The sequence below is a fragment of the Amycolatopsis sp. NPDC104819 genome (assembly GCF_055583145.1).
In genome coordinates this window covers 257233-281024 of the sequence record NZ_JBVJON010000004.1, presented here as the reverse complement: position 1 = coordinate 281024, position 23792 = coordinate 257233, and the positions used below count along the sequence as shown (strand labels likewise).

24 protein-coding genes are annotated in these 23792 nt (G+C 70.7%); 11 read left to right on the top strand and 13 right to left on the bottom strand.

Translation table 11 applies throughout. The features are described 5' to 3' along the window. Positions 1-86 precede the first annotated feature (86 nt). The 6 genes from ACZ63E_RS14075 to ACZ63E_RS14050 all read right to left on the bottom strand — a co-directional run bounded on the left by ACZ63E_RS14075 (position 87) and on the right by ACZ63E_RS14050 (position 8140). Positions 87-767: a GntR family transcriptional regulator gene (locus tag ACZ63E_RS14075; protein ID WP_465336327.1), complete on the bottom strand. Its 681-nt coding sequence runs from the start codon at positions 765-767 to the stop codon at positions 87-89. Positions 768-771: 4 nt separating this feature from the next. Continuing rightward, the gene (locus tag ACZ63E_RS14070) at positions 772-1557 is read right to left on the bottom strand and encodes an SDR family NAD(P)-dependent oxidoreductase (protein WP_465336326.1); all 786 of its coding nucleotides are present in this window, start codon (positions 1555-1557) and stop codon (positions 772-774) included. A gap of 1 nt (position 1558) precedes the next feature. Continuing rightward, positions 1559-3259 (bottom strand): hydantoinase B/oxoprolinase family protein, encoded by a 1701-nt coding sequence (locus ACZ63E_RS14065; RefSeq protein WP_465336325.1) that lies wholly within the window; start codon positions 3257-3259, stop codon positions 1559-1561. Beyond that, positions 3256-5289, bottom strand: coding sequence for a hydantoinase/oxoprolinase family protein (locus tag ACZ63E_RS14060; protein ID WP_465336324.1), 2034 nt, complete (start codon positions 5287-5289; stop codon positions 3256-3258). Before ACZ63E_RS14060 ends, ACZ63E_RS14065 begins: the two co-directional genes overlap by 4 nt. Further along, positions 5286-6890 carry a thiamine pyrophosphate-binding protein gene (locus ACZ63E_RS14055; RefSeq protein WP_465312883.1) on the bottom strand — a complete coding sequence of 535 codons (1605 nt, stop codon included), beginning with the start codon at positions 6888-6890 and terminating at the stop codon, positions 5286-5288. The genes ACZ63E_RS14060 and ACZ63E_RS14055 overlap by 4 nt, the downstream gene beginning before the upstream one ends. Before the next feature lie 71 nt (positions 6891-6961). Then, positions 6962-8140, bottom strand: coding sequence for an NAD(P)/FAD-dependent oxidoreductase (locus ACZ63E_RS14050; RefSeq protein WP_465336323.1), 1179 nt, complete (start codon positions 8138-8140; stop codon positions 6962-6964). Positions 8141-8220: 80 nt separating this feature from the next. Here ACZ63E_RS14050 and ACZ63E_RS14045 point away from each other — a divergent pair, with 80 nt between their 5' ends. From ACZ63E_RS14045 to ACZ63E_RS14010, 8 genes are all read left to right on the top strand, one after another. Continuing rightward, positions 8221-9585: a WS/DGAT/MGAT family O-acyltransferase gene (locus tag ACZ63E_RS14045; protein WP_465336322.1), complete on the top strand. Its 1365-nt coding sequence runs from the start codon at positions 8221-8223 to the stop codon at positions 9583-9585. Positions 9586-9702: 117 nt separating this feature from the next. Then, on the top strand, positions 9703-9798 hold the full coding sequence (gene pqqA, locus ACZ63E_RS14040; protein ID WP_465312752.1) for a pyrroloquinoline quinone precursor peptide PqqA: 96 nt from the start codon (positions 9703-9705) through the stop codon (positions 9796-9798). 3 nt (positions 9799-9801) lie between these two features. Then, a complete protein-coding gene (pqqC, locus tag ACZ63E_RS14035; RefSeq protein WP_465336321.1) occupies positions 9802-10491 on the top strand; it encodes a pyrroloquinoline-quinone synthase PqqC in 690 nt (229 codons plus the stop codon). Further along, entirely contained in the window at positions 10488-10754 is a 267-nt protein-coding gene (gene pqqD / locus ACZ63E_RS14030; protein ID WP_465336320.1) for a pyrroloquinoline quinone biosynthesis peptide chaperone PqqD, read from the top strand. Before pqqC ends, pqqD begins: the two co-directional genes overlap by 4 nt. Further along, positions 10745-11809, top strand: a complete 1065-nt coding sequence (pqqE, locus tag ACZ63E_RS14025; protein ID WP_465336319.1) for a pyrroloquinoline quinone biosynthesis protein PqqE — start codon at positions 10745-10747, stop codon at positions 11807-11809. Before pqqD ends, pqqE begins: the two co-directional genes overlap by 10 nt. Next, a complete protein-coding gene (pqqB, locus tag ACZ63E_RS14020) occupies positions 11806-12639 on the top strand; it encodes a pyrroloquinoline quinone biosynthesis protein PqqB (RefSeq protein WP_465336318.1) in 834 nt (277 codons plus the stop codon). The genes pqqE and pqqB overlap by 4 nt, the downstream gene beginning before the upstream one ends. Positions 12640-12763: 124 nt before the next feature. Then, positions 12764-13273 carry an ArsR/SmtB family transcription factor gene (locus ACZ63E_RS14015; RefSeq protein WP_465336317.1) on the top strand — a complete coding sequence of 170 codons (510 nt, stop codon included), beginning with the start codon at positions 12764-12766 and terminating at the stop codon, positions 13271-13273. Positions 13274-13520: 247 nt separating this feature from the next. Then, the gene (locus ACZ63E_RS14010) at positions 13521-14750 is read left to right on the top strand and encodes an MFS transporter (protein WP_465336316.1); all 1230 of its coding nucleotides are present in this window, start codon (positions 13521-13523) and stop codon (positions 14748-14750) included. Here the strand turns inward: ACZ63E_RS14010 and ACZ63E_RS14005 are convergent. The 4 genes from ACZ63E_RS14005 to ACZ63E_RS13990 all read right to left on the bottom strand — a co-directional run bounded on the left by ACZ63E_RS14005 (position 14728) and on the right by ACZ63E_RS13990 (position 18155). Next, entirely contained in the window at positions 14728-15180 is a 453-nt protein-coding gene (locus ACZ63E_RS14005) for a MaoC family dehydratase (protein ID WP_465336315.1), read from the bottom strand. The two genes, ACZ63E_RS14010 and ACZ63E_RS14005, sit on opposite strands and share 23 nt — an antisense overlap. 281 nt (positions 15181-15461) lie before the next feature. After that, the gene (locus ACZ63E_RS14000) at positions 15462-15650 is read right to left on the bottom strand and encodes a hypothetical protein (RefSeq protein ID WP_465336314.1); all 189 of its coding nucleotides are present in this window, start codon (positions 15648-15650) and stop codon (positions 15462-15464) included. 127 nt (positions 15651-15777) lie between these two features. After that, positions 15778-17160 carry an amidase gene (locus tag ACZ63E_RS13995; protein ID WP_465336313.1) on the bottom strand — a complete coding sequence of 461 codons (1383 nt, stop codon included), beginning with the start codon at positions 17158-17160 and terminating at the stop codon, positions 15778-15780. Next, positions 17157-18155, bottom strand: a complete 999-nt coding sequence (locus ACZ63E_RS13990; protein WP_465336312.1) for a D-2-hydroxyacid dehydrogenase — start codon at positions 18153-18155, stop codon at positions 17157-17159. The genes ACZ63E_RS13995 and ACZ63E_RS13990 overlap by 4 nt, the downstream gene beginning before the upstream one ends. A 101-nt stretch (positions 18156-18256) precedes the next feature. On the opposite strand from ACZ63E_RS13990, the gene ACZ63E_RS13985 reads away from it, so the two are divergent. From ACZ63E_RS13985 to ACZ63E_RS13975, 3 genes are read left to right on the top strand one after another with little or no spacing between them, the layout of a single operon-like run. Beyond that, on the top strand, positions 18257-18997 hold the full coding sequence (locus tag ACZ63E_RS13985) for a maleate cis-trans isomerase family protein (RefSeq protein WP_465336311.1): 741 nt from the start codon (positions 18257-18259) through the stop codon (positions 18995-18997). A gap of 59 nt (positions 18998-19056) precedes the next feature. Then, a complete protein-coding gene (locus tag ACZ63E_RS13980; RefSeq protein WP_465336310.1) occupies positions 19057-19803 on the top strand; it encodes a maleate cis-trans isomerase family protein in 747 nt (248 codons plus the stop codon). 1 nt (position 19804) lies between these two features. Further along, entirely contained in the window at positions 19805-20524 is a 720-nt protein-coding gene (locus tag ACZ63E_RS13975) for a GntR family transcriptional regulator (RefSeq protein ID WP_465336309.1), read from the top strand. Positions 20525-20747: 223 nt separating this feature from the next. Here the strand turns inward: ACZ63E_RS13975 and ACZ63E_RS13970 are convergent, their stop codons facing one another. From ACZ63E_RS13970 to ACZ63E_RS13960, 3 genes are read right to left on the bottom strand one after another with little or no spacing between them, the layout of a single operon-like run. Further along, positions 20748-21212: a DUF4262 domain-containing protein gene (locus tag ACZ63E_RS13970; protein WP_465336308.1), complete on the bottom strand. Its 465-nt coding sequence runs from the start codon at positions 21210-21212 to the stop codon at positions 20748-20750. A 60-nt stretch (positions 21213-21272) separates the two neighbouring features. After that, positions 21273-22331, bottom strand: a complete 1059-nt coding sequence (locus ACZ63E_RS13965; RefSeq protein ID WP_465336307.1) for a tartrate dehydrogenase — start codon at positions 22329-22331, stop codon at positions 21273-21275. Then, positions 22328-23791 (bottom strand): NAD-dependent succinate-semialdehyde dehydrogenase, encoded by a 1464-nt coding sequence (locus tag ACZ63E_RS13960; RefSeq protein WP_465336306.1) that lies wholly within the window; start codon positions 23789-23791, stop codon positions 22328-22330. Before ACZ63E_RS13960 ends, ACZ63E_RS13965 begins: the two co-directional genes overlap by 4 nt. Between the last annotated feature and the right edge of the window lies 1 nt (position 23792).

The following is a 23792-nucleotide window of genomic DNA, read 5'->3' as shown; positions in this document are numbered from 1 at the left end:
CACCACTGGTCCGCCGGCGCCGACGGGACGTACCGGGCCGTCACGTCCCGCGAGCTGTGCACTTTAACGATCGTTTACCCGACGGCTCAGGACTCGCTGAGCGCGAGCAGCCGGGCTTCGGCGTCACGCAGGTAGCGGTCCAACGCCGACTCCGCCGCGGCGAACCGGCCTCGCCGCAGGTCGCGCAGGATCTTCTCGTGGCAGTCGAGGAACGGCTCGTAGAACTCCCGCGTGTTCTCGTTGAGGACGAAGAACAGCCGCGTTTCGGCGAGCACCTGGCGCATGGTCGCGGAGATGCGCTCGCTGCCCGCGAGGTCGACGACGGCCTGGTGGAAGTGGATGCTCGCGGTGCCGACCGCAGGCCAGTCCGCGGCCCGCGCCGCCGTCCGGCCGTCCCGCAGGGCCTGCTCGACCGGGCCGAGGTCCACCTCGGGCAGCTCGGCCGCGCGGCGCAGCGCCCCGCATTCGGTGGCGCGGCGCACGACGTACAGGTCTTCGATGTCCTCGACGGTCAGTTCGCGCACGAACACCCCGCGGTTCAGCTCGTGCACCGCCAGCCGCTCGTGGGCCAGCAGCTGGAACGACTCGCGCAGCGTGTTGCGCGAGACGCCGAGCGCCGAGCTGATCACCGGCTCGGACAGCCGTTCACCGGGGGCGAACACGCCGTCGGTGATGTACTGGCGCAGGATCGCGGCGACCCGCTCGGCGGTGCCACTGCGTTCGAGCTGGTGCCGCTCGCTCTCCAGCCCCGAGGCATCGACGGACACGGCGCTACCTGACGCCGAGCTCGAAATCGAGGCTGTAGCGGTTACCCGGCATCGCGCCCGCGGCCTTCGCGCCGTCGATCGGGAGCACCACGCCGTTGATGAACCGCGACTCGTCACTCGCCAGGAAGACGACCGCTTTCGCGACTTCCCAGGCTTCGCCGACGCGCGCCGCGGGGGTGCTCGCGACGAGCTGGTGCTGCTTGGTTTCGAACTCCTCCGGCGAGTTGAGCGTGCCGCGCAGCATGTCGGTGTCGATCGCGCCGGGGTTCACCGTGTTGGCGCGGATGCCTTGGTGCGCGTGGGCGACGGCGATGGACTTCGTCAGCCCGACCAGCGCGTGCTTGGTGGCGTTGTAGACGGGGTCGCCGGGGCGGCCCATCACCCCGCCGTTCGACGACGTCGTGACGATGCTGCCGGCCTTGCGCTCGATCATGTGCGGCAGCACGGCGCGCGTGCCGAGGAAGGCGGCGCGCACGTTGAGCGCGAAGATGCCGTCGAACTCGGCCAGCGTCGTGTCGGCGAGCGGCTTGCCGAGGTGGCCGCCGACGTTGTTGAACAGGACGTCGATCCGCCCGGTTTCGGCGACCACGCCGTCGACGAACGCCGCGACCTGGTCCTCGTCCGTGGCGTCCACAATGGAGTGGCGGTACCCGTCGATCCGTTCCGCGGGTTCGCGGATGTCCGAAGCGAACACCGTGGCGCCTTCGGCGAGGAACTCCTTCACCGTGGCGAGGCCGATACCCCGCGCGCCACCGAACACGACCGCCACCTTGCCGGCCAACCGACTCATGTCACTCCCCTGCCCTCAGCCGAGCTGTCCGCTCGTCGTCCACCTCGTAGTCCTCGGGCAGCCGGACGAGCGCGTCCGGTTCCCCGAGGTAACGCACCTCGACGCCGTACACCGCACGCGCCGCCGCCACCGAGACGTACCCCTCGACGACGTCGGCGAGCACCGCCGTCACCGGCCGCTCGAACGGCGGCCCGTACCCGCCGCCGCCCGGCAGCGTGACGTCCACAACGGACTCCGCGGCCAGCGTCACCCGGCTCTTCGCGGGCAGGTCGTCGCCTTCGCGCAGCCCGAACCGGCCGACCGCGCCTGGTCCGCCACCGTCCACTCCGGATGCTTCGGCACGCACCCGGTCGACGTTCCCGTTGACACTCCACGCTTCCGAGCCACGGACCGCCATCGTGGTCACCTGGCCGAGGCCGCCGCGCCACCGTCCGGCGCCGCCGGAGTCTGCCCGCAGCTCCCGGGTGTGCTGGACGAGCGGCGCCATCGTCTCGATGACCTCGGTCGGCGTCGACCGCAGCCCGCTCGGGAAACCGGTGGTGTTCAGGCCGTCCTTGTCCACCCGGGCGCCCGTCCCGCCGGTCTGGAAGACGTTGAGCATGAACCCGGGACCACGCCAGATGGTCATCCACAGCGCGTCGGCACTCGGCGCGATCGCGGTGCGGGGCAGCGCGCCGATCAGCAGCGACGGCAGGAAGTGCCCGATCAGGTGCCGCGACGCGACCGGCGCGGGTGGCAGGCAGTTCAGCACCGAACCTTCGGGCGCGGTGACGCGCACCGGCCGGAACGACCCGGCGTTGTGCGGCACCTCCGGCGAGATCGCCGCCTTGACCGCGAACGACGCGTACGCGCGCGTGTAGTTCAGGACGACGTTGATCCCCCGGCGGCTCTGCGGCGACGAACCTGCGAAGTCGAGGTGGATCTCGTCACCGTCCACAGTGGCCGTCACCCGCAGGACGACTTCTTCGTCGTCGAAGCCGTCAGTCGCGATCTCGTTGGTGTACGTGCCGTCCGGCAGCTCCCGCAGCGCGTCGCGCAGAGCCTTCTCGGACCGGTTCATGATCTCCGCGGCGACGTCGTCGAGCGAGTCGAGCCCGAACTCGTCGAGGAGCCGCAGCAGGCTCGCCGCGCCGACCTCGTTGCCGGTGACCTGCGCGTACAGGTCGCCGATGGTCTCCTCCGGCGTACGGACGTTGGCGCGAACCAGCCGTTCCAAATCGGTGTTGACCTCACCCGCGCGCAGGAACTTGAGGATCGGCAGCCGCAGGCCCTCTTCGAAGACCTCGTGCGCCTCGGCGGAGACGAGCCTGCCGCCGATGTCCGGCGCGTGGCAGCACGACGCGAACCACGCGACGAGCCGGCCGCGCCGGAACACCGGGGTCGCGACGGTGATGTCGTTGATCTGCCCGGCGGTCTGCCACGGGTCGTTGGTGAGCAGCACGTCGCCGGGTTCGAGCGTCTCCGGCGGGTAGGCCGCGACGAAGTGGTGCATGCCGGTGGCCATCGCGTTGATGTGGCCGGGCGTGCCGCCGACGGACTGCCCGATCATCTCCCCGCTCGAGTCGAACACCGCGCAGGCCAGGTCGAGCGATTCCCGGACCACCGCGGAGAAAGCCGTGTTGACCAGCGCGTTCTGCTGCTCGGCGAGGATCGAGTGCAGCCGGTTGCCGAACAGTCCGACCAGGATCGGGTCGACGCTCACACCGTCACCTCCAGCGCGGCGTCCTCCCGGACGACGCAGTGCGCGCCGGGTGGGACGACCACAGTGGACTCTCGTTCCTCCACAATGGCCGGTCCGTCGATCCGCATGCCCGGTTCGAGCCGGTACCGGTCGAAGACCGCCGTGTCGACAAATCCCCCGGCGGCGGGAAAGTAGGCCTTGCGGGTGCCCTTGCGCGCGTCACCGCTGGTCACCCGCGTCTTGAGCCGCAACGTGACCTCCGGTGCGGGTCCGCTCGAGACGACCCGCCAGTTCAGCACCTCGACACCGACCTCGGGCCCGGTGCGCCGGTAGAGCGCGCGGTAGGTGGCCGTGAACTCCTCGATGAGGGTGTCCGGCCAGCTGCCATCCTGAACCGGCACGCGGATTTCGTACCCCTGCCCGGAATAGCGCATCTCGGCGATCCGGCGATGGGTCACTTCGTCCACACCGGACTTCGCGAGCAGCGCCGCGCCCTCGGCCTCCATCTCGGCGAACAACGCGTCGACCTGCTCCCACGCCAAGTCGTGCACGGCCGCGCGGGCCGACCGGACGAAGTCGAACGCCAGCGGCGCGGTGAGGAACCCGGCCGCGCTGAGCACTCCGGCAGCGGGCGGCGCGACGACCGACGGCGCCCCGAGCGCGCGGGCGACACCCACGCCGTGCACCGGGCCCGCGCCGCCGAAGGTGTACATCGGCAGCTTCGCCGGGTCCTGGCCACGCTCGACGGCGTGCACTCGCGCGGCGTTCGCCATGTCCTCGTTGACACTCGTGTGGATGCCCCACGCGGCCTCTTCGACACTCACGCCGAGAGGTCCGGCGATCTTTTCCGCGATGGCCGACCGCGCGGCCGCGGCGTCGAGTGTCATGCTGCCGCCGAGGAAGTACCCCGGGTCGAGGTAACCGAGCACCAGGTCGGCGTCGGTCACCGTGGGCTCGGTGCCACCCCGGCCGTAACAGACCGGCCCGGGCTCGGAGCCCGCCGAGTCGGGCCCGACGGTCAGCAGGCCGAGCGCGTCGATCCGGGCGATCGACCCGCCGCCGACGCCGATCTCGATCATGTCGGTGACCGGCACCTGCACCGGCAGCCCCGATCCCGGGAGCAGCCGGTACTTGCGGTCCACTTCGAACTGGTGCGTCACCAGCGGTGCGCCGCCGGCGATCAGGCACAGTTTCGCCGTGGTGCCGCCCATGTCGAAGGCCAGCAGGTCGCCGGGTCCGATCGCGGCCGCGGCGAGCGCCCCGCCTGCCGGGCCGGACTCGAGGATCCGGATCGGGTGCCGGGCCGCGGTGTCCACAGTGGCCAGACCGCCGTTGGACAGCATGATGAGCGGCGCGCCGCCGATCCCGAGCCGCCGCAGCCGGTGTTCGAGATCCCGCAGGTAGCGTTCGGTGAGGTCCTGGACGTAGACGTTGGCGACCGTGGTCGAGGCGCGTTCGAACTCGCGGATCTCCGGGACGACGTCCGACGACAACGCCACCCTCAGCGACGGCGCCGCCTCGGCCAGGATCTCGGCGGCGCGCCGTTCGTGGTCCGGGTTGGTGAACGAGTGCAGGAAGCAGACCGCGACCGCTTCGATACCGCGGTCCACGAGCTCGCGGCCCAGTCGCGCGACGTGCGCCTCGTCGAGTCCGATGTGGACGGACCCGTCGGCGAGAATCCGCTCCGGGACGTCGAAACGCAGATGCCGTGGCACGAGCGGCGCGGGCAGTTCGAGGTGCAGGTCGTAGAGCTCGTACCGGTGCTCGCGCCGCATCTCCAGGACGTCGCGGAAGCCCGCCGTCGCGAGCAGCGCGGTCCGCGAGCCCTTGCGCTCGATCAGCGCGTTGGTCACCAGCGTCGTCCCGTGCACGACCTGCTCGACGTCCCCGGCGACGATCCCGGCGTCCGCCAGCAGCGCGTCGAGTGCCTGCGCGATCGCGCGGGCCGGCTCGTCGTGCGTGGTCAGGACCTTGCCGACCGCGACGATCCCGGTCTCGTCCACCGCGCAGAGGTCGGTGAACGTGCCGCCGATGTCGACGCCGATCCTCATCCCGCGGCCTTCCGGTACCACCGCGGCGAGGTGTTGAGCGGCGGCTTCAGCTTGGCCTTCACCACCAGCACGTTCGGCTCGTCCGACTCGACGAACTCCCCGAGCAGCCGCCGGAACGCCCGCCCGAACCCGGACACGCGGTCGGCGTGCACCCCGAAGGACCGCGCGAGGCCGACGAAGTCCGGGCTGTCCCAGTCGACCCCGCGACGCGGGAGCCCCTCGCGTTCCTGGTCGTAGCGCAGCATGCCGTACCCGCCGTCGTCGACCAGGACCACCGTGACCGGCAGCTGTTCCTGCGCGAGCGTCGCGAGATCTCCGCAGGCGTAAAGGAAACCGCCGTCCCCGGTGATGCAGATGGCGCGCCCGACCCCTGCGGCGGCGGCGCCGAGCGACGCCGGGAAGCCGTACCCCAGAGTGCCCCAGCCCATCGGGTAGGCGAGCTTGCGCGGCGCCCGCACCCGGTGGAAGCCGCCGACCCAGTACCCCGCGACGCACATGTCGGAGACGAGCACGGCGTTCGTCGGCAGCACCTCGTCCAAAGTGGACAGGAAGTCGTAGGCCTGCGGCTCCTCCTCGCGGATCCGCTGCCGCACCCGGCGGCCGATCCCGGCCAGCCGCAACGTGATGTCGTTGAGCCCCGGCCGTTGTTTCGGCAGCAGCCGCTCGACGATCGCCCGGGCGTCGCCGACCAGTGTCAGGTCCGGCGGGTAGTTCTTGGCGGCGTCGTCGGCGTCGACGTTGACCGCGATGAGCTGCCGCGGCTTCGGCATCAGCCAGTTCTGCGTCATCAGGCCGTCGAAGTCGGTGCCGATGGCGAGCACGACGTCGGCCTCGTCCCACAGCTCCCCGACCTCCGGCGTGTGCACCGGGTTCGGCGCCAGGCACGGGTGGTCGAGCGGGAGCAGGCCGCGCGCGCCGAAGGTGGTGATCACCGGCGCGGCGATCTTCTCGGCGAGCGCGCCGATCGCGTCCCCCGCGCCCGACCGCAGCGCGCCACCCCCGGCCCAGATCAGCGGGTTGCGCGCGTCGGACAGCATCGCTTCGGCCCGCGCGAGGTCGGGGACGTCGCTCTCGGGCTTGCGGTGCGGCGCGGGCGGACGCCGGTGCGGCACCGTCTCGCGCAGGTAGTCGGTCGGCACGCCGAGGTAGACGGGCCCGCTCTGCGGCTGCAGCGCGAGCCGCGCCGCGCGGTGCACGGTGGTGCCGATCTGGTCGGCGGCCCGCACGGTGAAGCCGCCCTTGGTCACCGGCGCGAACATCGCCTGCTGGTCGGACGTCTCGTGCAGCACCCCGCGCACAACACCCGGACGCCGCAGCGTCGAAGGGATGTCGGTGGCGATGACCAGCACCGGAGCCGCGGACGCCATGGCCTCGCCGACCGCGCCGAGGGTGTTCGCCGCGCCGGGCCCGGTGGTCACCAGCGCGACGCCGAGCTTGCCGGTGGCGCGGGCGTACCCGTCGGCCGCGTAGCCGGCGGTCTGCTCGTGCCGGACCCCGACGAGCTTGATGTCGGTCTCGGCGAGCGCCTCCCACAACGGGAGGTTGTGCACTCCCGGGAGCCCGAAGACGATCTCGGTCCCGAGTGTTTTCAGCGCGTCCACCAGCTCCCGAGCACCACTCACAGCCACGGCCCGGATACTGCCAGATCGTTGAACGATCTGGCAATCAGCCCCTAGACGATGTTGCGCTCGGCCGGTGCGGTATCGGCGCCTTCGAACCGCCGGACGTCGAGCCCGGCGATGTCCACGGCCGGCGGTCGCCCCAGGTAGAGGTCTCGGACGAGCTCCCCGGCGGCCGGGCCCATCTGGAAGCCGTGGCCGGAGAAACCGGTCGCGTAGAAGAACCGCGACAGGAGGACGCTTTCCCCGATGATCTGGTTGCGGTCCGGCGTCATTTCGTACAGCCCGGCCCAGGCGGTCCGGACTCCGGCGTCGACCACGGCCGGAATCCGCCGCCCGGCCACCTCGGCCAGCCGCGGCAGCCACTCGCCGGCTTCGTAGTGGATGTCGAAGCCCGGGAAGCCGTCGTCGTCGCAAACGGACATCGCCAGACCTGCACCCTCCCGATGGAAGTAGAACGCCGACGACATCTCTATGGTCAGCGGCACCTGCTCCGGCAGGTCGGGCACAGGTCCGGTGAAGACGACCTGCCGCCGAAAGGGACGCACCGGCAGGTCCAGCCCGGCAAGCTCCCCGACGCGCCCCGACCACGCACCTGCCGCGCACACGACCGCGCCGGTCCGGACGAACCCCGCCGACGTGTTAACGCCGGTTAACTGATCGCCGTCCCGCTCGATGCCGGTGACCTCCACGCCAGTCCGCAGCTGCGCACCTTTCGCGCGCGCAGCTCTCGCGTAGCCCTGCACGACCGCGTCCGGAGTCGCCTTCGCATCGTCCGGCGACCAAAGCGCGGCGACCAGGCCGTCCGTCTCCAGCAGCGGCATGACGCGCTTCGCTTCGGAGGGCTCGAGCAGGTAGCTCCGGACGCCGTGCGCCTGTTGCAGCTCTGCGCAATGTCCGAATGCGGGCACGTCCGCGGGGTCGGTGAGCAGGTACAGGTAGCCGTCCCGCCTGAAGTCGATCTCGACGCCGAAGTCCTCGGAGAAAGCGCTGTACGCCGCGAGCCCGCGCAGGCCCAGCTCGACGTTGACACCGCTGGTGAACGACGAGCGGATGCCGCCGGCCGCCTTCGCCGTCGAGCCCTCGCCCAGGCCGTCGCGCTCCAGCAGCAGGACGTCCACCCCGGCCTCGGCCAGCCGGAACGCGCAGCTCACCCCGATCACCCCGCCGCCGATCACGACACACTCGGCCATCGGTGGCAAGGACGTTTCCCCAGCGCCGCGGACGGTCATACTCGCCAATGTAGAACGTGATCCACCCACGGTCGCCGAGCGCGTAGAGTCGGCGTGCCGAGTGCGGAAGGTGATGTCCCATGGCGATGATGCCCGTGACCGACTCGATGTTCCTCCTGGTCGAAACGCGCGAGCATCCGATGCACGTGGGCGGTCTGCAGCTGTTCAAGAAACCGGACGGCGCGGGCCCGGACTACCTGCGCGACGTCCGCCGGAACCTGCTCGAATCGGACAACATGCGGTCGGTGTTCCGGCGCCGCCCGGCCCGCCCGGTCAACACGATGGGTCACGTCGCCTGGCGGGCCGAGACCGACCTCGAGCTCGACTACCACTTCCGGCACTCGGCGCTGCCGCAGCCGGGCCGCGTCCGCGAGCTGCTGGAGCTGACGTCACGCTGGCACAGCACGCTCCTCGACCGGCACCGCCCGCTGTGGGAGACCCACCTCATCGAAGGCCTGGCCGACGGCCGGTTCGCCGTCTACACCAAGGTGCACCACGCGCTGATGGACGGCGTCTCCGCGTTGCGGCAGCTGCAGGGCACGCTGTCGGACGACCCGGGTGACCTGGACTGCCCGCCGTGGTGGGGCAGCCGGCGCAAGCCCGGTGAAAAGCCCGCCAAGAGCCCTCGCTCGCTCCTCGAGACCGCGGGCAAGACCGTCAACCAGCTCGCCGGCCTGGCGCCCGCCGCGATGAAGGTGGCGCGGGAGGCGTTCAGCGAGCACACGGTGACCCTGCCGGGGCAGGCGCCGCGGACGATGTTTAACGTCCCGATCGGCGGCGCGCGGCGGTTCGCCGCGCAGTCGTGGTCGCTCGATCGCGTCCGGAAGGTCGCCAACGCCGGCGGAGTGTCGCGCAACGACGTGGTGCTCGCGATGTGCTCCGGCGCGCTGCGCGACTACCTCATCGAGCAGCGCGCGCTGCCGGACGCGCCGCTCGTCGCGATGGTGCCGGTGTCGCTGCGCCGCCAGAACGACCCCGGCGAAGCGTCGGGCAACAACATCGGCGCGCTGCTGTGCAACCTCGCCACCGACCTGCCGGACGCGGGCAAGCGGCTCGTCACGATCCACCAGTCCATGCGCAACGGGAAGCGGCTGTTCTCGGAGCTGACGCCGTTGCAGACGCTGTTGTTATCGGCCGTTAACGTCGCGCAGCTGGGCGTCTCGCCCATCCCGGGCGTCGTGAACAACACGCGCCCGCCGTTCAACCTGGTGATCTCGAACGTGCCCGGCCCGCGCAAGCAGATGTACTGGAACGGCGCCCAGCTCGACGGCATCTACCCGGCGTCGGTGCTGCTCGACGGCCAGGCCGTCAACATCACGCTGACCAGCAACGGCGACAACCTCGACTTCGGCGTCACCGGCTGCCGGCGCAGCGTGCCGCACCTGCAGCGGATCCTGACGCACCTCGACACGGCGCTGGTCGAGCTGGAGGCCGCGGTCAGGTAGCACCGGTGAGCGGCACCCGCACTCGGCCATCGGAAGGAAAGTTTCCGAACTGCTCTGGCCAGCTCGCTCTCCGCGCTCCTACGGTGGCGGAGATCAGTTCCGCGAGAGGAGCAGGAAATGACCGAAGGCACCGAAGTGTGGACCACGCCCGACTTCGTCGAATACGAAACTCCCATGGAGGTGACCGCCTACGCGGCTCGCATGGCGGACTGAACCGTGACCGTCGAGCCATTGCCGGAAAGCGCATTCACAGCTGAGCTGCGCGGTCTTTCCGGCCGGTACTGGGGCACGCACCCGTTCCACCACCGCTTGCACGCGGGTGAGCTGACCGAGCGCGGGTTGCGCGTCTGGGCGGCCAACCGCTGGTACTACCAGCAGGCGCTGCCGCAGAAGGACGCGGCGATCATCAGCAACTGCCCCCTGCCGGAGATCCGGCGGCACTGGCTCGACCGGATCGTCTACCACGACGGCACCACCGCCGGGGACGGCGGCGCCGAACGCTGGCTGCGCCTCTGCGCCGCGGTCGGCCTCGACCGCGACGAGGTGCTCGACCAGCGCCACGTCGTCCCCGGTGTCCGCTTCGCCGTCGACGCCTACGTGAACTTCGCGCGCACCAAGCCGTGGTGGGAGGCCGTAGCCTCCGGCCTCACCGAGATGTTCGCCGGGCACCTGATGCAGCAGCGCGTCGCGGACATGCTGGCGAACTACGCGTGGATCGCGCCCGCGGACCTCGCCTACTTCACCAACCGGATCGACAAGGTCTCCGGCGAGGGCAAGGACACCCTCGACATCGTGGTCCGCCACTGCGTCACGCGCGAACAGCAGGACCGCGCGATCGCCGCACTGGCCTTCAAGTGCGACGTCCTGTGGACCATGCTGGACGCGATCGAGCGGGCGGCAGGATGATCACCGCGGCGTCCATCCCACAGCTGCGCCGCGGCGTGCGACTGTCCTTCGACCACGTTCGGGAGACGCACGTGCTGCTGTTCCCCGAAGGTGTCCTGGTGCCGAACGCCACCGCGGCCGCGGTGCTCGAACTCTGCGACGGGGCGCGATCCGTCACCGAAATCACGACGGTCCTGGGAAAGCGCTTTTCCGGCGTCCGGGCCGACGACGTCCTCGACGTGTTGTCCCGGCTGGGTGAACGGCGGGTCGTCGCATGGACGTGACCCCGCCGCTCGGCCTGCTCGCCGAGCTGACCCACCGTTGCCCGTTGCATTGTCCTTATTGCTCCAATCCTCTTGAACTCGTGTCGCGCGACGCCGAGCTGTCCACCGAGGACTGGATTTCGGTGCTTTCGCAGGCACGCGAGCTGGGCGTGCTGCAGGTGCACATGTCCGGCGGTGAACCGCTGGCCCGCCCCGACCTGCCGGAGCTGGTGGCACACGCCGGCGAACTCGGCTGCTACGTCAACCTCGTCACCTCCGGGCTGGGGCTCACCGCGGCGCGGCTGGACGACCTCGTCGAACGCGGCTTGGCGCACGTCCAGCTGTCGGCGCAGGGCGCAACGCGGGAGCGCGCGAACCTGCTGGCCGGCGCCAAGGCGCACGACCGAAAGCTCGCCGCGGCCGCGCTCATGAAGGCGGCTGGTCTGCCGCTGTCGCTGAACGTCGTGCTGCACCGGCAGAACCACGACGAGCTGGCCGGGATCATCACCCTGGCCGAGCGGATGGGCGCCGACCGGCTGGAGCTGGCGAACACCCAGTACTACGGCTGGGCGCTGCGCAACCGCGACGCACTGATGCCGACGCCGGCCCAGCTCGAGGCCGCCGAGCCGATCGTGCGCGCGGCCGTCGCGCGGCTGCGCGGCACGATGGAGATCGTCTACGTCGTCGCCGACTACTACGAGCCGTACCCGAAACCGTGCATGTACGGCTGGGGCGCGCGGCAGCTGACCGTCGCGCCGGACGGCACCGTACTGCCCTGCCCGGCGGCGTCGGCGATCTCGACACTGCAGCTGTCCTCGATACGGGACACCCCGCTCGCCGACATCTGGTACCGCTCCGAGTCCTTCAACGCCTACCGCGGCGAGGACTGGATGGCCGAGCCGTGCCGCACGTGCGACCGCCGCGGGCTCGACTTCGGCGGCTGCCGCTGCCAGGCGTTCCTGCTCACCGGCGACGCCGCGGCGACCGACCCGGTGTGCTCGCGGTCGCCGCAGCGCGACGTCGTCGACCTGATCCTGTCCCGGCCGGGCACGTCCGAGCTGGTCATGCGCCGGTGAAGGTCATCCTGCTCGGCACAGCCGCGGGCGGCGGTTGTCCACAGTGGAACTGCGCGTGCCGGTTGTGCACGTCCGGGCTCCCGCCGCGCACGCAGGACTGCGTCGCGGTAAGCGCCGACGGCGCCGGCTGGTACCTGCTCAACTGCTCACCCGACATCCGGTCCCAGATCCTTTCCACGCCGGCGTTGCGGGCCGGGCCCGGCCCGCGCGAGATCCCGGTGCGCGGAGTGCTGCTCACCGACGCCGAGCTGGACCACTCGCTGGGTTTGCTGATGCTGCGCGAGTCGGGCGGTCTCCCGGTGTGGGCGCCCGACGCGGTGCGGCAGGGGCTCTCGCCCGTGCGCGCGATCCTCGACAGCTACGGCGGCTGGGACTGGCGGCCGCCGGAGGACCTGCCGGGACTGCGCGTCGCCTGCCTTCCCGTGAGTGACAAGCGGCCGAAGTACGCAGCCGCGCAGGACGGCCCGTGGGTGGTCGCCTACCGGATCGAGGACCCGGCCACCGGCGGTGTGCTGGTGTACGCGCCGTGCCTGAAGAGCTGGCCGCCGGGCTTCGACTCGTTCGTGGAGGGTGCATCTCTGGTGCTGCTCGACGGCACGTTCTACGCACCGGACGAAATGGCCGGCGTCGACGGGCCGGACCAGCTCGCGATGGGGCACCTCCCGATCACCGCGAGCCTGGCCCGCATCACCGGGCGGCCAGGACCACGCTGGGCGTTAACGCACGTTAACAACACGAACCCGGCGCTGGACCCGACATCCCCCGAGCACGCCGCAATGCTGACCGCCGGCGCACTGCTCCCGGCGGACGGCACGGAGTTCTCGCTCTAGGCGACGCCTTCGGGAGCGGCGCCGGCGACCTGAACGGCGTCGGCGGTGATCAGACGAATGCGTCAGTCTTCCCGGCCAACGAAACCCCCAAATAAGTCTTTGACAGTCGTGGCAGACTCGGACCATGCCCCACGACCACCTGCGTGTCCTGGCCCACCCGCTGCGCATGCGCATCCTGTCCCTCCTGACGGGCACGGCGATGAGCGCGGCCGAAGCGGCGCGAGAGCTGGACGACACGCAGGCCAACATCAGCTACCACCTGCGCCGCCTGCACGAAGCGGGCCTGGTGGAGGTGGCCGAGGAGGTCCAGATCCGCGGCGGCCGGGCGAAGCGCTACCGCCACCACCCGGACTCGGGGCGCCGCCTGACGCGCCACGACCCCGCGGAGGAGCAGCTCTTGACGAAAGCCATCGCGGGCGAGCTGCTCCGGCGGGCGAGTTCCCGTGCGGCGGACCGCCCGGCATCGCTGACGGACGCGGAGCTGTGGGTGGACCCGGCGGTCTGGGCGGGGTTGCTCGAGCGGGCGACGGCGTTGAGCCAAGAGCTGCACGACGCGGCGCAGCCACCGCGAACCCCGGGGACGGTGCGGGTCAGCGCAAGCGTGGCCCTGTTCGAACTGGGCGAACCGCGGTGAGCGCGCAGCCTGGGAGGTACGACGCCGGTGCCCGTCGGCGCGCTCGCGGAGCGGCTAGAGCATCGCTACTGGCCGTCGTCGCAGCGAAGCGGCTACGCCCGCGTCCGCGGCCAACCACAAGCAGCCGCGTGAACGCTCGTTAACCGAGCCGCCTGAACTCCGCCGCCAAGCTTCGCGCGAATCCTCTTGTCCCACCGGCCGTCACCCTCGCCGTCGAGTTGCCACCCACGCCCCCGGAGCTTCTCCCATGAACCCACTGCTCGCCCCGCTGCGCGAGACCCGCTTCCGCGCCCTCGTCACCGGCCGGACGTTCGCCGACTTCGCCAACGCCGTCGCGCCCTTTGCGTTGGCCTTCGCGGTCGTCGACCTGACCGGGTCGGCCGTTGATCTCGGGATCGTCGTCGGGGCTCGGTCGATCGCCAACGTCCTGCTCGTGCTGTTCGGCGGCATGCTGGCCGACCGGCTGCCGCGGTCGGTGATCCTGCAGGGCACCGAAACCGCGGCCGCGCTCACCCAGGCCGCCATCGCCGCGAGCGTCCTTTGTGGATTCGCCTCGATCCCGCTGCTGGTCGGGCTCAGCCTGCTCAACGGCGCCGTCTCGGCGATCTCCCTGCCCGCAGCCGCCTCGCTCACGCCGTTGACGGTGCCTTCTCCGTTGCTCGCCCAGGCGAACGCGCTGGTCCGGCTACTCTCGAACGTCGGCCGCATCGCCGGCGCCGGGCTCGCCGGGATCCTCGTCGCGTTCGTCGGCTCCGGCTGGGCGCTCGCCGGGAACGCCGTGCTGTTCCTCGCCGCCGCGCTGTCGTACCGCCGAATCCGGCTGCCGCGCGGAGAGCGGATCCCGGGCAGCCGTCCGCTCGCCGAGCTCGCCGTGGGTTGGCACGAGTTCCGCGCCCGCTCGTGGGTGTGGCTGGTGGTGCTGCAGTTCATGGTGGTCAACGCCGTGAACGCGGGCGCCCTCCTGGTGATCGGCCCGCTCGTCGCCGACGAGACCTTCGGTCGCACCGGCTGGGGGCTCGCGCTGGCCGTGCAGACCGCGGGGTCACTGCTCGGCGGCATCGTCGCCGCGCGCTGGCAACCGCGCCGGATGCTCCTGATCGGCGTCGCACTGGTCATGGTCGACGCGCTGCCGATGCTCGCCCTCGGCGAGACGCCGTACCTGCTGCCGCTGTTGTTCGCGATGTTCCTGTCCGGGATCGCGATCGAGCAGTTCTCCGTCGCGTGGGACGTGTCGCTGCAGGAGAACATCCCGCCCGCCAAGCTCGCCCGCGTCTACTCCTACGACATGCTCGGCTCGTTCGTCGCGATGCCGCTCGGCCAGATCAGCGCCGGTCCCCTAGCCGAAGCCGCCGGCCACGAGGCAACACTGCTCGGCGGCGCGGCCCTGGTCATCGCCGCGACGGCGCTGGTGCTGGTCAACCCGCAGGTGCGCGGCCTGGTCCGCCACGCACCGGTCAGCTCGGGCGAACCAGGATGAAGTTCAGCAGGCTCGCACTGAAGACGACATCGTCCCCCGCGTCGACGAGCTCGACGTGCGTGCGCACCAGCCCACGATCCGGCTTCGAACGGGAGAGCCGCGCCTCGGTGACGGTCGCCCGCAGCCGAAGCACGGCCCCCGGTCGCACCGGACGCGGCCACCGCAGCTCGTCGACGCCCGGGCTCCCCAGACTGGACACAGTGGACAGGTAGTGGTCGGCGTAGAGCCGCATCATCAGGCTGGCGGTGTGCCAGCCACTGGCGATCAGCCCGCCGAAGGGCCCCTCCGCCGCGGCGATCGCGTCGGTGTGGAAGCTCTGCGGGTCGTAGCGCCGGGCGAATTCGAGGATCTCGGTCTCGGTGACCTCAACGCTGCCGCAGTCATAGGTCGTGCCCTGGACGTAGTCCTCGAAGTAGCGGTCGCTCGTCATGGCCGCAGCGTGCCACAGACGAAAGGCTCAGCATCGATTGCTCCCACGGCACGCGGTTGTCCCCACCCTCAGCCGGTTGTGGACAACTCCGGCGCGAAACCCCCGAAAAGCCAGAACCGCCCACACCGCCCGATAGACTGGCCAGGGGGCCGACCCCCGGGATAGGGCGGGCCCTGGCCGGGATCGCTCCGGCGCGAGAGGTGCACTCGCTTTGGCCACGGAGAGCTGCTGGTTCTGACCGTGGAGAGCTCCTGGTTCGCCCGGCGCGAGAGCTGCTCCGGTCAACGTCTCGCGCGAGGTTCCGGCGTCAGGTCGCGGTGGCCGTCGAGGCGCCACCAGTTCTCCAGCGTCTCGCGCAACGCCTTCAGCAACTCGCCGCCCGTCTCCAACGGGACCAGCGCCGCCTTGCCGTCGTCCACCCGGACCGCCGCCGCCAGGCGGTCGCCCTGCTCGATCAGGCCGACCACCACCCGGGTTGGCTGTCCGGCCGCGTCTACCGTGGGAATGGCTCGTTCGTACCGCCAGCCTGGAGCGTTCACCCGGCCGACAGTGGCACAGCTTTCTCCGCGACGGCCCGGGTTTCACCCTCAAGTGTGGTCAGGCGGCCGCCCAGGGCCGGACTTCCTCCAGGAGCTTCGCCACGGCCAGCACGAGGTCGTCCGAATGGCGCGGACCGACGATCTGCAGGCCCACCGGCAGCCCCGCGGACGTGCGGCCGGCCGGGACGCTGATCGCCGGCTGCTGCGTCATGTTGAACGGGTACGTGAACGGCGTCCACTCCGGCCACTCGCTCAGCCCGCTGCCCGGCGGCACGTTGTGCCCGGCTTCGAACGCGGCGATCGGGATCGTCGGGGTGATCAGCACGTCGTAGCGCGTGTGGAACTCGCCCATCAGGATGCCCAGCGCAGCCCGCTCGGCCGTGGCGTCGAGGTAGTCGCTCGCGCTCCACGTCTTGCCCAGCTCCCAGACCTTCCGCAGGCCCGGGTCGGTCCGGTCCTCGGAGCCCGGCGGGAACGAGTCGAGCAGCTTCGCCGCACCCGACGACCACAGGACGTCGAACGCCGGCTTCGGGTCGGCGAACCCCGGGTCGGTCTCCTCGATGTGCAGCCCCGCGTCGCCCAGCGCGCGCACCGCCGCCGCGACGATCTCGGCGATCTCCGGGTCGACGTCCACATACCCGAGCGTCGGCGAGAAGGCGGCGATCAGGCCCCGCACGTCCCGGCGGACGGCCTCGCGGAACGACGCCACCGGCGGCGCCAGCGCGGCCGGGTCACGGTGGTCGGGCATCGACAGCACGTCCAGCAGCAGCGCGGTGTCGTCCACCGAACGTGCCATCGGTCCGGCGTGCGACAGCGGCCCGAACGGGCTCGCCGGGTAGAGCGGGATCCGGCCGTGGGTCGGCTTGAGCCCGACGATCCCGCAGAACGACGCCGGGATCCGCACCGAGCCACCGCCGTCGGTGCCGACCGACAGCTCGCCCATCCCCGCCGCGACGGCCGCGGCGCTGCCGCCGCTCGAGCCCCCCGCGGTCTTCGACGGGTCGACCGGGTTGCGCGTGATGCCCTGCAGCGGGCTGTCGGTGACGCCCTTCCAGGCGATCTCGGGCGTGGTCGTCTTGCCGAGCAGCACCAGGCCGGCCTCACGCATGCGCGCGGCGACCGGGCTGTCGACGTCCCACGGCTGGTCCGCGCTGATGCTCTTCGAACCCCGGACGGTCGGCCACCCCTGCGTGAGGAACATGTCCTTGATCGAGGACGGCACGCCGTCGAGCAGGCCGATCGGGTTGCCGTCCCGCCACCGGATCTCGGACGCCTTGGCCTGTTCGAGCGCCCCGTCGGCGTCGACGAGACAGTAGGCGTTGCACTCGCCGTCCCGGTCCTCGATGGCCTGCAGCGCGTTTTGCGTCGCCTCGACCGGCGAGAGTTCGCCGGTCGCGTACGCGGCGACGAGCTCGCTGGCGGTCAGCATCCTGTCGTTCATCCGGCTCCCTGGTTCCCCGACGGCACGTAGCCGAGCGACTTGTCGACGACATTGCGCAGCGGCTCCCCAGCGCGCCAGCGGCGGAAGTTCTCGGCGAACACCTCGACCAGCGTGTTCCGCCAGCCGACGAAGTCGCCGGACATGTGCGGCGAGACCAGCACGTCCGGCATGCGCCAAAGCGGGCTCTCCGCGGGCAGCGGCTCGGTGTCGAACACGTCGAGCGCCGCGCCGGCGATGGTCTTGTCCGCGAGCGCCGCGACCAGGTCCGAGGTGACCACCAGCTCACCCCGCCCGACGTTCACGAACCGCGCGGACGGCTTCATCGCGGCGAACACACGCGCGTCGAACATGCCTTTGGTGTGCTCGGTCAGCGGCGCGACGGCGACGACGTAGTCAGCGTGCGGCAGAAACTCGATGAGCCGCGAAGACTCGTGCACAACGCCGAAGTCAGGGTCGCCGGTACGTTCCCGCCGGCCGGCGCCACTGACCCGCATCCCTGCGGCGCGCAGCAGCCGCGCGATGGCCCGGCCGATCGGCCCAGTTCCGACAACCACGACCTCGCGCCCGGCGATGCGCTCGCTCTCGCGGTGCTGCCAGCGACCTGCGAGCTGCAGGTCGCGAGACCGCGCGAAGTCCTTCGCGAATGCCAGCACGACGCCGAGCACGTACTCCGCAATGGCGTCGTCGAAGACTCCGCGCGAGTTGGTCAGGAGGACGTCGCTCTCGACCAGCCCGGGGAACAGCACGGGGTCGACGCCCGCGCTGGCGATGTGCAGCCAGCGCAGCCGGTCGGCGGCGTGCCAGGCGCCCGGCACTGCTGTGGAGAGGAAGTCGTAGACGAAGAGTGCGTCCGCTCCGGCCAGGGCATCCGCGAGGCCGGCCGCGTCCGTGTAACGCACGACCGCCCCGGATTCGACAGCACGCATGTCCGGTGGACGGTGCTCGCCGCAGAGCACGGCCAGGACGGGAGTTTCCCGGTTTTCCGAGGCGATCACGTTGACACGGTAAAAGCGGCTCGTATGATTGTCAACAATCCGAGGAACGACCCCCGGAGCACCGGACGTGTCAAGTTCAGACGTATTCCGGAGGCTGAGCCTTGGATTTCGACTTCCTGGCGTTCGACGGCCCGCTGGCGCAACGCGGCATCGGGGTCATCGCGCCCTTCGACCTCGCACTGGAGCGCGAGCTCTGGCGATGGGTGCCGATGGAGGTGTCGCTGCACCTCGCCCGCACGCCGTACGAGCCCGTGCCGGTGAGCATGGAGATGGCACGTCTCGTCAGCGACAGCCACCACCTGGCCAGCGCCACCCGTGACGTGCTGCACGTCGAGCCCGAGGTGGTCGCCTATCTCTGCACGTCGGGCAGCTTCGTCAACGGCGTCGACTACGAGCGCTCCCTGACCAAGGCGATCTGCGACGCAGGCGCACCGGACGCGGTCACCACCTCGGGCGCGCTGGCGGAGGTGCTGCACCAGCTCGACCTGCACCGCGTCTCGGTGCTGACGCCCTACGACGCCGACCTGACCGCAGCTCTGCACGACTTCCTGGGCGAGCTGAACGTCGAGACGGTGGCCAGCGACCACCTCGGACTGGGCGGCGGCATCTGGAAGGTCAGCTACCGGACGATCGCCGAGCGGATCCTCGCCGCCGACCACGGCGACGCCGAGGCGATCTTCGTCAGCTGCACCAACCTCCCGACCTACGACCTGATCGAGCCGCTGGAAGCAGCGCTCGGCAAGCCGGTGCTCACGGCCAACCAGCTGACCATGTGGGCGTGCCTGCGCCGGATGAACCTGCCGATCGTCGGACCCGGGAAGTGGCTTCGTGACGTGTCGTGAAGGATTTCCTTGACCAGCCCTCTAGGATTGTCGACAATTTGCGTCCCTCCGGAGGTTTCGTGACCACCATCGGTTTCATCTACCCCGACCACGCGGCCGAAGACGACTACCCGCTGGCCGAGCAGCTGCTCGGCGGCGCGGCGGCCGACGAGGGCGACATCCGGCTGGCGGTCGAGCACATCTACGGCACCGACAAGCACGCGGTCGCCGAACTGCTCGACCTCGGCAGCGAAGCCCGTCTCGCCGACGGCGCCGCCCTGCTCGGGAAACACGAACCGGACGCGGTCGTCTGGGCGTGCACCAGCGGCAGCTTCGTCTACGGCTGGGAAGGCGCGCGCGACCAGGCCGACCGCCTCACCGCCGTCGCCGGGGTGCCGGCCTCCAGCACCTCCTTCGCGTTCGTGCACGCCGCGCGTGCTCTGAACGTCAAGCGGGTCGCCGTCGCCGCGAGCTATCCAGACGACATCGCCCAGCTGTTCGTGGACTTCCTCAAGGCCGGCGGTGTCGAAGTCGTCGCGATGGCCAGCGCCGACATCATCACGGCCGCGGAGGTCGGTTCGATGACGCCGGAAGCCGTCATCGAACTCGCCGTCAGCCACGACCACCCGGACGCCGACGCCGTGCTGGTGCCGGACACCGCGATGCGGACACTCCAGGAGATCAACGCGGTCGAATTCGCGCTGAAGAAGCCCGTGCTGACCGCCAACCAGGTCACCGTCTGGGAAGGCCTGCGCCTGACCGGACAGCACCGGCTCGTCCGCTCGCTCGGCGCACTCTTCCGGCATCTGCCGGACGGGAGCGCCTGAGATGGCGCTGCCACCGGGCATGCTGCCCGAGATCGAGCCGGTGAGCCGCGAGTCGACGGCCGCGGTCATCGCGCGTCAGCTGCGCGACGCGATCATGACCGGCGCCCTCCCGCCGGGCACCCAGCTCGGCGAAACCGAGCTGGCCTCACGGTTCCAGGTGTCACGGGGGCCACTCCGGGAAGCGATGCAGCACCTGGTATCCGAAGGCCTCCTGCGCAGCGAGCGGCACCGTGGGCTGTTCGTGATCGACCTCGAGCCCGGCGACGTCTACGACATCTACGCCGCCCGCTCCGCGATCGAACGGGCCGCGATGATCCGCGCCGTGCGTGGCGGGGAACGGGACCGGATCGCGGACGTCCTCGAGCACACCGTCACGGAGATGGCGACGGCCGCGAGCGAAGACGACCCGAGCGCGCTTTCCACGGCGGACCTCAAGTTCCACGAGGCCCTCATCAACGCCTCCGGCAGCAAGCGGCTCGTCCGGATGGCCCGGACCCTGCTCATCGAGACGCGGATGTGCCTGACCGCGCTTCAGAGCACCTACCAGCGGGTCGAGGAACGGGTGGAGGAGCACACGAAGCTCATCCAGGCCCTGCGCGACGGCGACGAGGACACGGCGCTGGCCCTGCTCGACTCGCACATGGAGGACGCGGTGCAGCGGCTCGCGCCGGGGACGAGCCTCAAAGAGGGGCACGCCCCGCCGGTGCCGGGAAACGCGTGATCGGAGCGCCGACGCCCGTGATCTGACGGCCGACACGCGTGATCGCAGAGCCGACATGCGTGGTTGCGAGGCCGGCACACGCACCCGGACGAACGGTTCGCGGGCCGGAACGGACGACGCGCGCACCCGGACGGTCTTTTCCCGCGCCGGAAAGGACGGCACGCGTACCTGGACGGACGGCACCGGTATCGGGAAGCAGCCCACCGGCACACCGCACCCGCAGTCAGCGCGCATGACGGACTCCCAGGACCGGCTGGCCACCACGGCCGTCGCGGAAATCCGCGGACCACGGGAAACGGCCCCGCGGATCCGCGTACACCAGTTGCAGCGCACGGACTCCCGGGCCGTACAGCGCCACCGCGAACACCAGGTGCGCGGACGGCTCCGTGACCGGAACGACCTCGATCGGCGGTTTGCCGCGCAGCGCAACGGATTCCCCCGGCGAGGGCGGCGTTGCATGCAGCGCGTGCAAAGCCATGTCGTTGAGCAGTTGCGCGGCCTCCGGCACGGGCAAGCCGGTCACGACCAGTTCGGGCAGGCTGTACCCGCTGAGGCCGATCGTGTAGGCCCACGGCGGGTACAGCCCGCTCCCTTCCACGCCCTGCACAAGCCAGCCCCGGTCGGCCACGCCGTCCCGAAGCCGTTCCACGTACCCGGATCTGTCCGGGTCCTCGCACTGCCAGCACATCGGTGCCTCCTCCCCCTCGATGGACTTGGGGCCACCGTGCCGGAGGGCACCGACAAAAACTCAGCCCAGCGCTTCGGCCACCGCCGTGCCGAGCCGTTCTGTGGTATGCGTGCCGCCGAGGTCGGGGGTCCGCACGCGGCCCTCGTCGAGCACCCGGTCCACCGCGGTCCGGATCGCTTGCGCGGCAACGGTTTCGCCCAGGTGTTCGACCAGCATCGCGGCCGCCAGGATCTGTGCCACGGGGTTGGCAATCCCCTGTCCCGCGATGTCCGGAGCACTCCCGTGGACGGCCTCGAACATCGACGGGAATTCACCCGATGGGTTGATGTTGCCGGACGGCGCCATGCCGAGTCCGCCGGTGATCGCGGCCGCGAGGTCGCTCAGGATGTCGCCGAAGAGGTTCGACCCCACGATGACGTCGAGCCGGTCCGGCGCCTGGACCATCCGCGCCGCCAACGCATCCACGTGCATCTGTTCACTGTGGACATCGGGGTACCCCGCCGCGACCTCGGCGAAGATCTCGTCCCAGAACGGCATCGAGTGGATGAGCCCGTTCGACTTCGTCGCCGAGCAGACGCGCAAAGACCGCGTCTGCGCCAGCTCGAACGCGTACCGGATGATCCTTTCGACACCGACACGCGTGAAGACCGACTCCTGCAGCACGAACTCGTCGGGACGGCCAGCGTTATGCCGCCCGCCGATCGCGGAGTACTCCCCTTCGGAGTTCTCCCGGACGATGACCAGCTCCAGCTCCTCGGCCTTCCGGCCGGCCAGCACGGACGTCGTGCCTGGCAGCAGCCGCACCGGGCGCAGGTTGACGTACTGCTGGAACGCGCGCCGCAGCGGGATCAGCAGGCCCCACAGCGAAACGTGGTCCGGCACGCCGGGGAAGCCGACCGCGCCGAGCAGGATGCCGTCGAACGCCGAGAGCTGCGCGACACCGTCCTCCGGCATCATCGCGCCGAGCTGGGCGTACCGCTCGCAGCTCCAGTCGAACTCCGTCCATTCCAAGGAGAAGCCGAAGAGCGCGGAAGCTCGGTCGAGGACCTTGCGGGCCTCGACCGTGACGTCCACGCCGATCCCGTCGCCGGGGATGCTCGCGATGCGGTAGGAGCTCACAGGGCCACCGCGATGTACTTGGTCTCGAGGAACTCCTCGATGCCGACCGTGCCGCCTTCGCGGCCGAGCCCGGACTGCTTGATTCCACCGAAGGGCGCCGCCGGGTTCGAGACGATGCCCTGGTTGAGCCCGATCATGCCGGATTCGAGCGCTTCGGAGACGCGCAGCGCGCGCTTGAGGTCGCTGGTGTAGACGTAGGAGACCAGGCCGAACTCGGTGTCGTTCGCCTTCGTCACCGCCTCTTCTTCGGTGTCGAAGGGCGTGATCGGGGCGACCGGCCCGAAGATCTCCTCGTGCGTCAGCCGCGCCTCCTGCGGGACGTCGGTAAGCACAGTGGCCTGGTAGAAGTGGCCCGGACCGTCGACGCCGGAACCGCCAGTAAGCACCTTTGCGCCGCGGTCAGTGGCGTCCTTGACCAGCTCTGTCACCTTTTCGACGGCCTTTTCGTCGATCAGCGGTCCGACCACGACGTCCTTCTCCGTGCCGCGGCCCATCGGCAGGGCCTGCATGCGCTCGGTCAGCCGCCGGGAGAACTCTTCGACGACGCCGCGCTGCACGTAGAACCGGTTGGCGGCGGTGCAGGCCTCGCCGATGTTGCGCATCTTCGCCTGCATCGCGCCGTCGATGGCCGCGTCCATGTCGGCGTCGTCGAAGACCAGGAACGGTGCGTTGCCGCCCAGTTCCATCGACGTCCGCAGCACCTTGTCGGCGCACTGCTCCAGCAGCTTCCGGCCGACTCCGGTGGACCCGGTGAACGAGAGCTTGCGCGCCCGCCCGTCGCGGATCAGCGGCTCCATCACGCCGCCGGAGTCGCTGGTGGTGATGACGTTGAGCACGCCTTCGGGCAGTCCGGCCTCGGCGAGGATGCCGGCCAGCGCGAGCATCGACAGCGGCGTCTGCGCGGCCGGCTTGATCACCGAAGTGCAGCCCGCGGCGATGGCCGGGCCGATCTTGCGGGTGCCCATCGCCATCGGGAAGTTCCACGGCGTGATCAGCAGGGTCGGCCCGACCGGCTGCTTGGTGATGAGGAACCGGCCCGTGCCGTTCGGGGCGGTCGCGAAGCCGCCGTCGATCCGGACGGCCTCCTCGGCGAACCAGCGGAAGAACTCGGCGGCGTAGGCGATCTCACCCTTCGACTCGGCGAGCGGCTTGCCCATCTCGAGGGTCATGAGCAGGCCGAGCTCGTCCTGGCGCTGCATCAGCAGCTCGTACGCCCGGCGCAGGATCTCTCCGCGCTCCCGCGGCGCCATCTTCGCGAAGTCCGCCTGGGCGGCGACGGCGGCATCCAGAGCTGCAACGCCGTCCGCCGGGGAGGCGTCGGCGACCTGGCACAGCTCTTTGCCGGTGGCCGGGTCGACCACCGGGAACGTCTTCCCGGACCCGGCGGCGACCCACTTGCCGCCGATGAACAGTTCCTTGCCGACCGCGTCGACGACGCCGGACTCGGTGCTCGCGCTCATC

Bases quoted from the DNA above. Each gene is read 5' to 3' on its own strand.
- ACZ63E_RS14070 (WP_465336326.1), bottom strand. From the start codon at position 1,557: ATGAGTCGGTTGGCCGGCAAGGTGGCGGTCGTGTTCGGTGGCGCGCGG.
- ACZ63E_RS14060 (WP_465336324.1), bottom strand. From the start codon at position 5,289: ATGAGGATCGGCGTCGACATCGGCGGCACGTTCACCGACCTCTGCGCG.
- ACZ63E_RS14050 (WP_465336323.1), bottom strand. From the start codon at position 8,140: ATGACCGTCCGCGGCGCTGGGGAAACGTCCTTGCCACCGATGGCCGAG.
- ACZ63E_RS14045 (WP_465336322.1), top strand. From the start codon at position 8,221: ATGGCGATGATGCCCGTGACCGACTCGATGTTCCTCCTGGTCGAAACG.
- pqqA (WP_465312752.1), top strand. From the start codon at position 9,703: ATGACCGAAGGCACCGAAGTGTGGACCACGCCCGACTTCGTCGAATAC.
- pqqD (WP_465336320.1), top strand. From the start codon at position 10,488: ATGATCACCGCGGCGTCCATCCCACAGCTGCGCCGCGGCGTGCGACTG.
- pqqE (WP_465336319.1), top strand. From the start codon at position 10,745: ATGGACGTGACCCCGCCGCTCGGCCTGCTCGCCGAGCTGACCCACCGT.
- ACZ63E_RS14015 (WP_465336317.1), top strand. From the start codon at position 12,764: ATGCCCCACGACCACCTGCGTGTCCTGGCCCACCCGCTGCGCATGCGC.
- ACZ63E_RS14010 (WP_465336316.1), top strand. From the start codon at position 13,521: ATGAACCCACTGCTCGCCCCGCTGCGCGAGACCCGCTTCCGCGCCCTC.
- ACZ63E_RS14005 (WP_465336315.1), bottom strand. From the start codon at position 15,180: ATGACGAGCGACCGCTACTTCGAGGACTACGTCCAGGGCACGACCTAT.
- ACZ63E_RS13995 (WP_465336313.1), bottom strand. From the start codon at position 17,160: ATGAACGACAGGATGCTGACCGCCAGCGAGCTCGTCGCCGCGTACGCG.
- ACZ63E_RS13975 (WP_465336309.1), top strand. From the start codon at position 19,805: ATGGCGCTGCCACCGGGCATGCTGCCCGAGATCGAGCCGGTGAGCCGC.
- ACZ63E_RS13970 (WP_465336308.1), bottom strand. From the start codon at position 21,212: ATGTGCTGGCAGTGCGAGGACCCGGACAGATCCGGGTACGTGGAACGG.
- ACZ63E_RS13960 (WP_465336306.1), bottom strand. From the start codon at position 23,791: ATGAGCGCGAGCACCGAGTCCGGCGTCGTCGACGCGGTCGGCAAGGAA.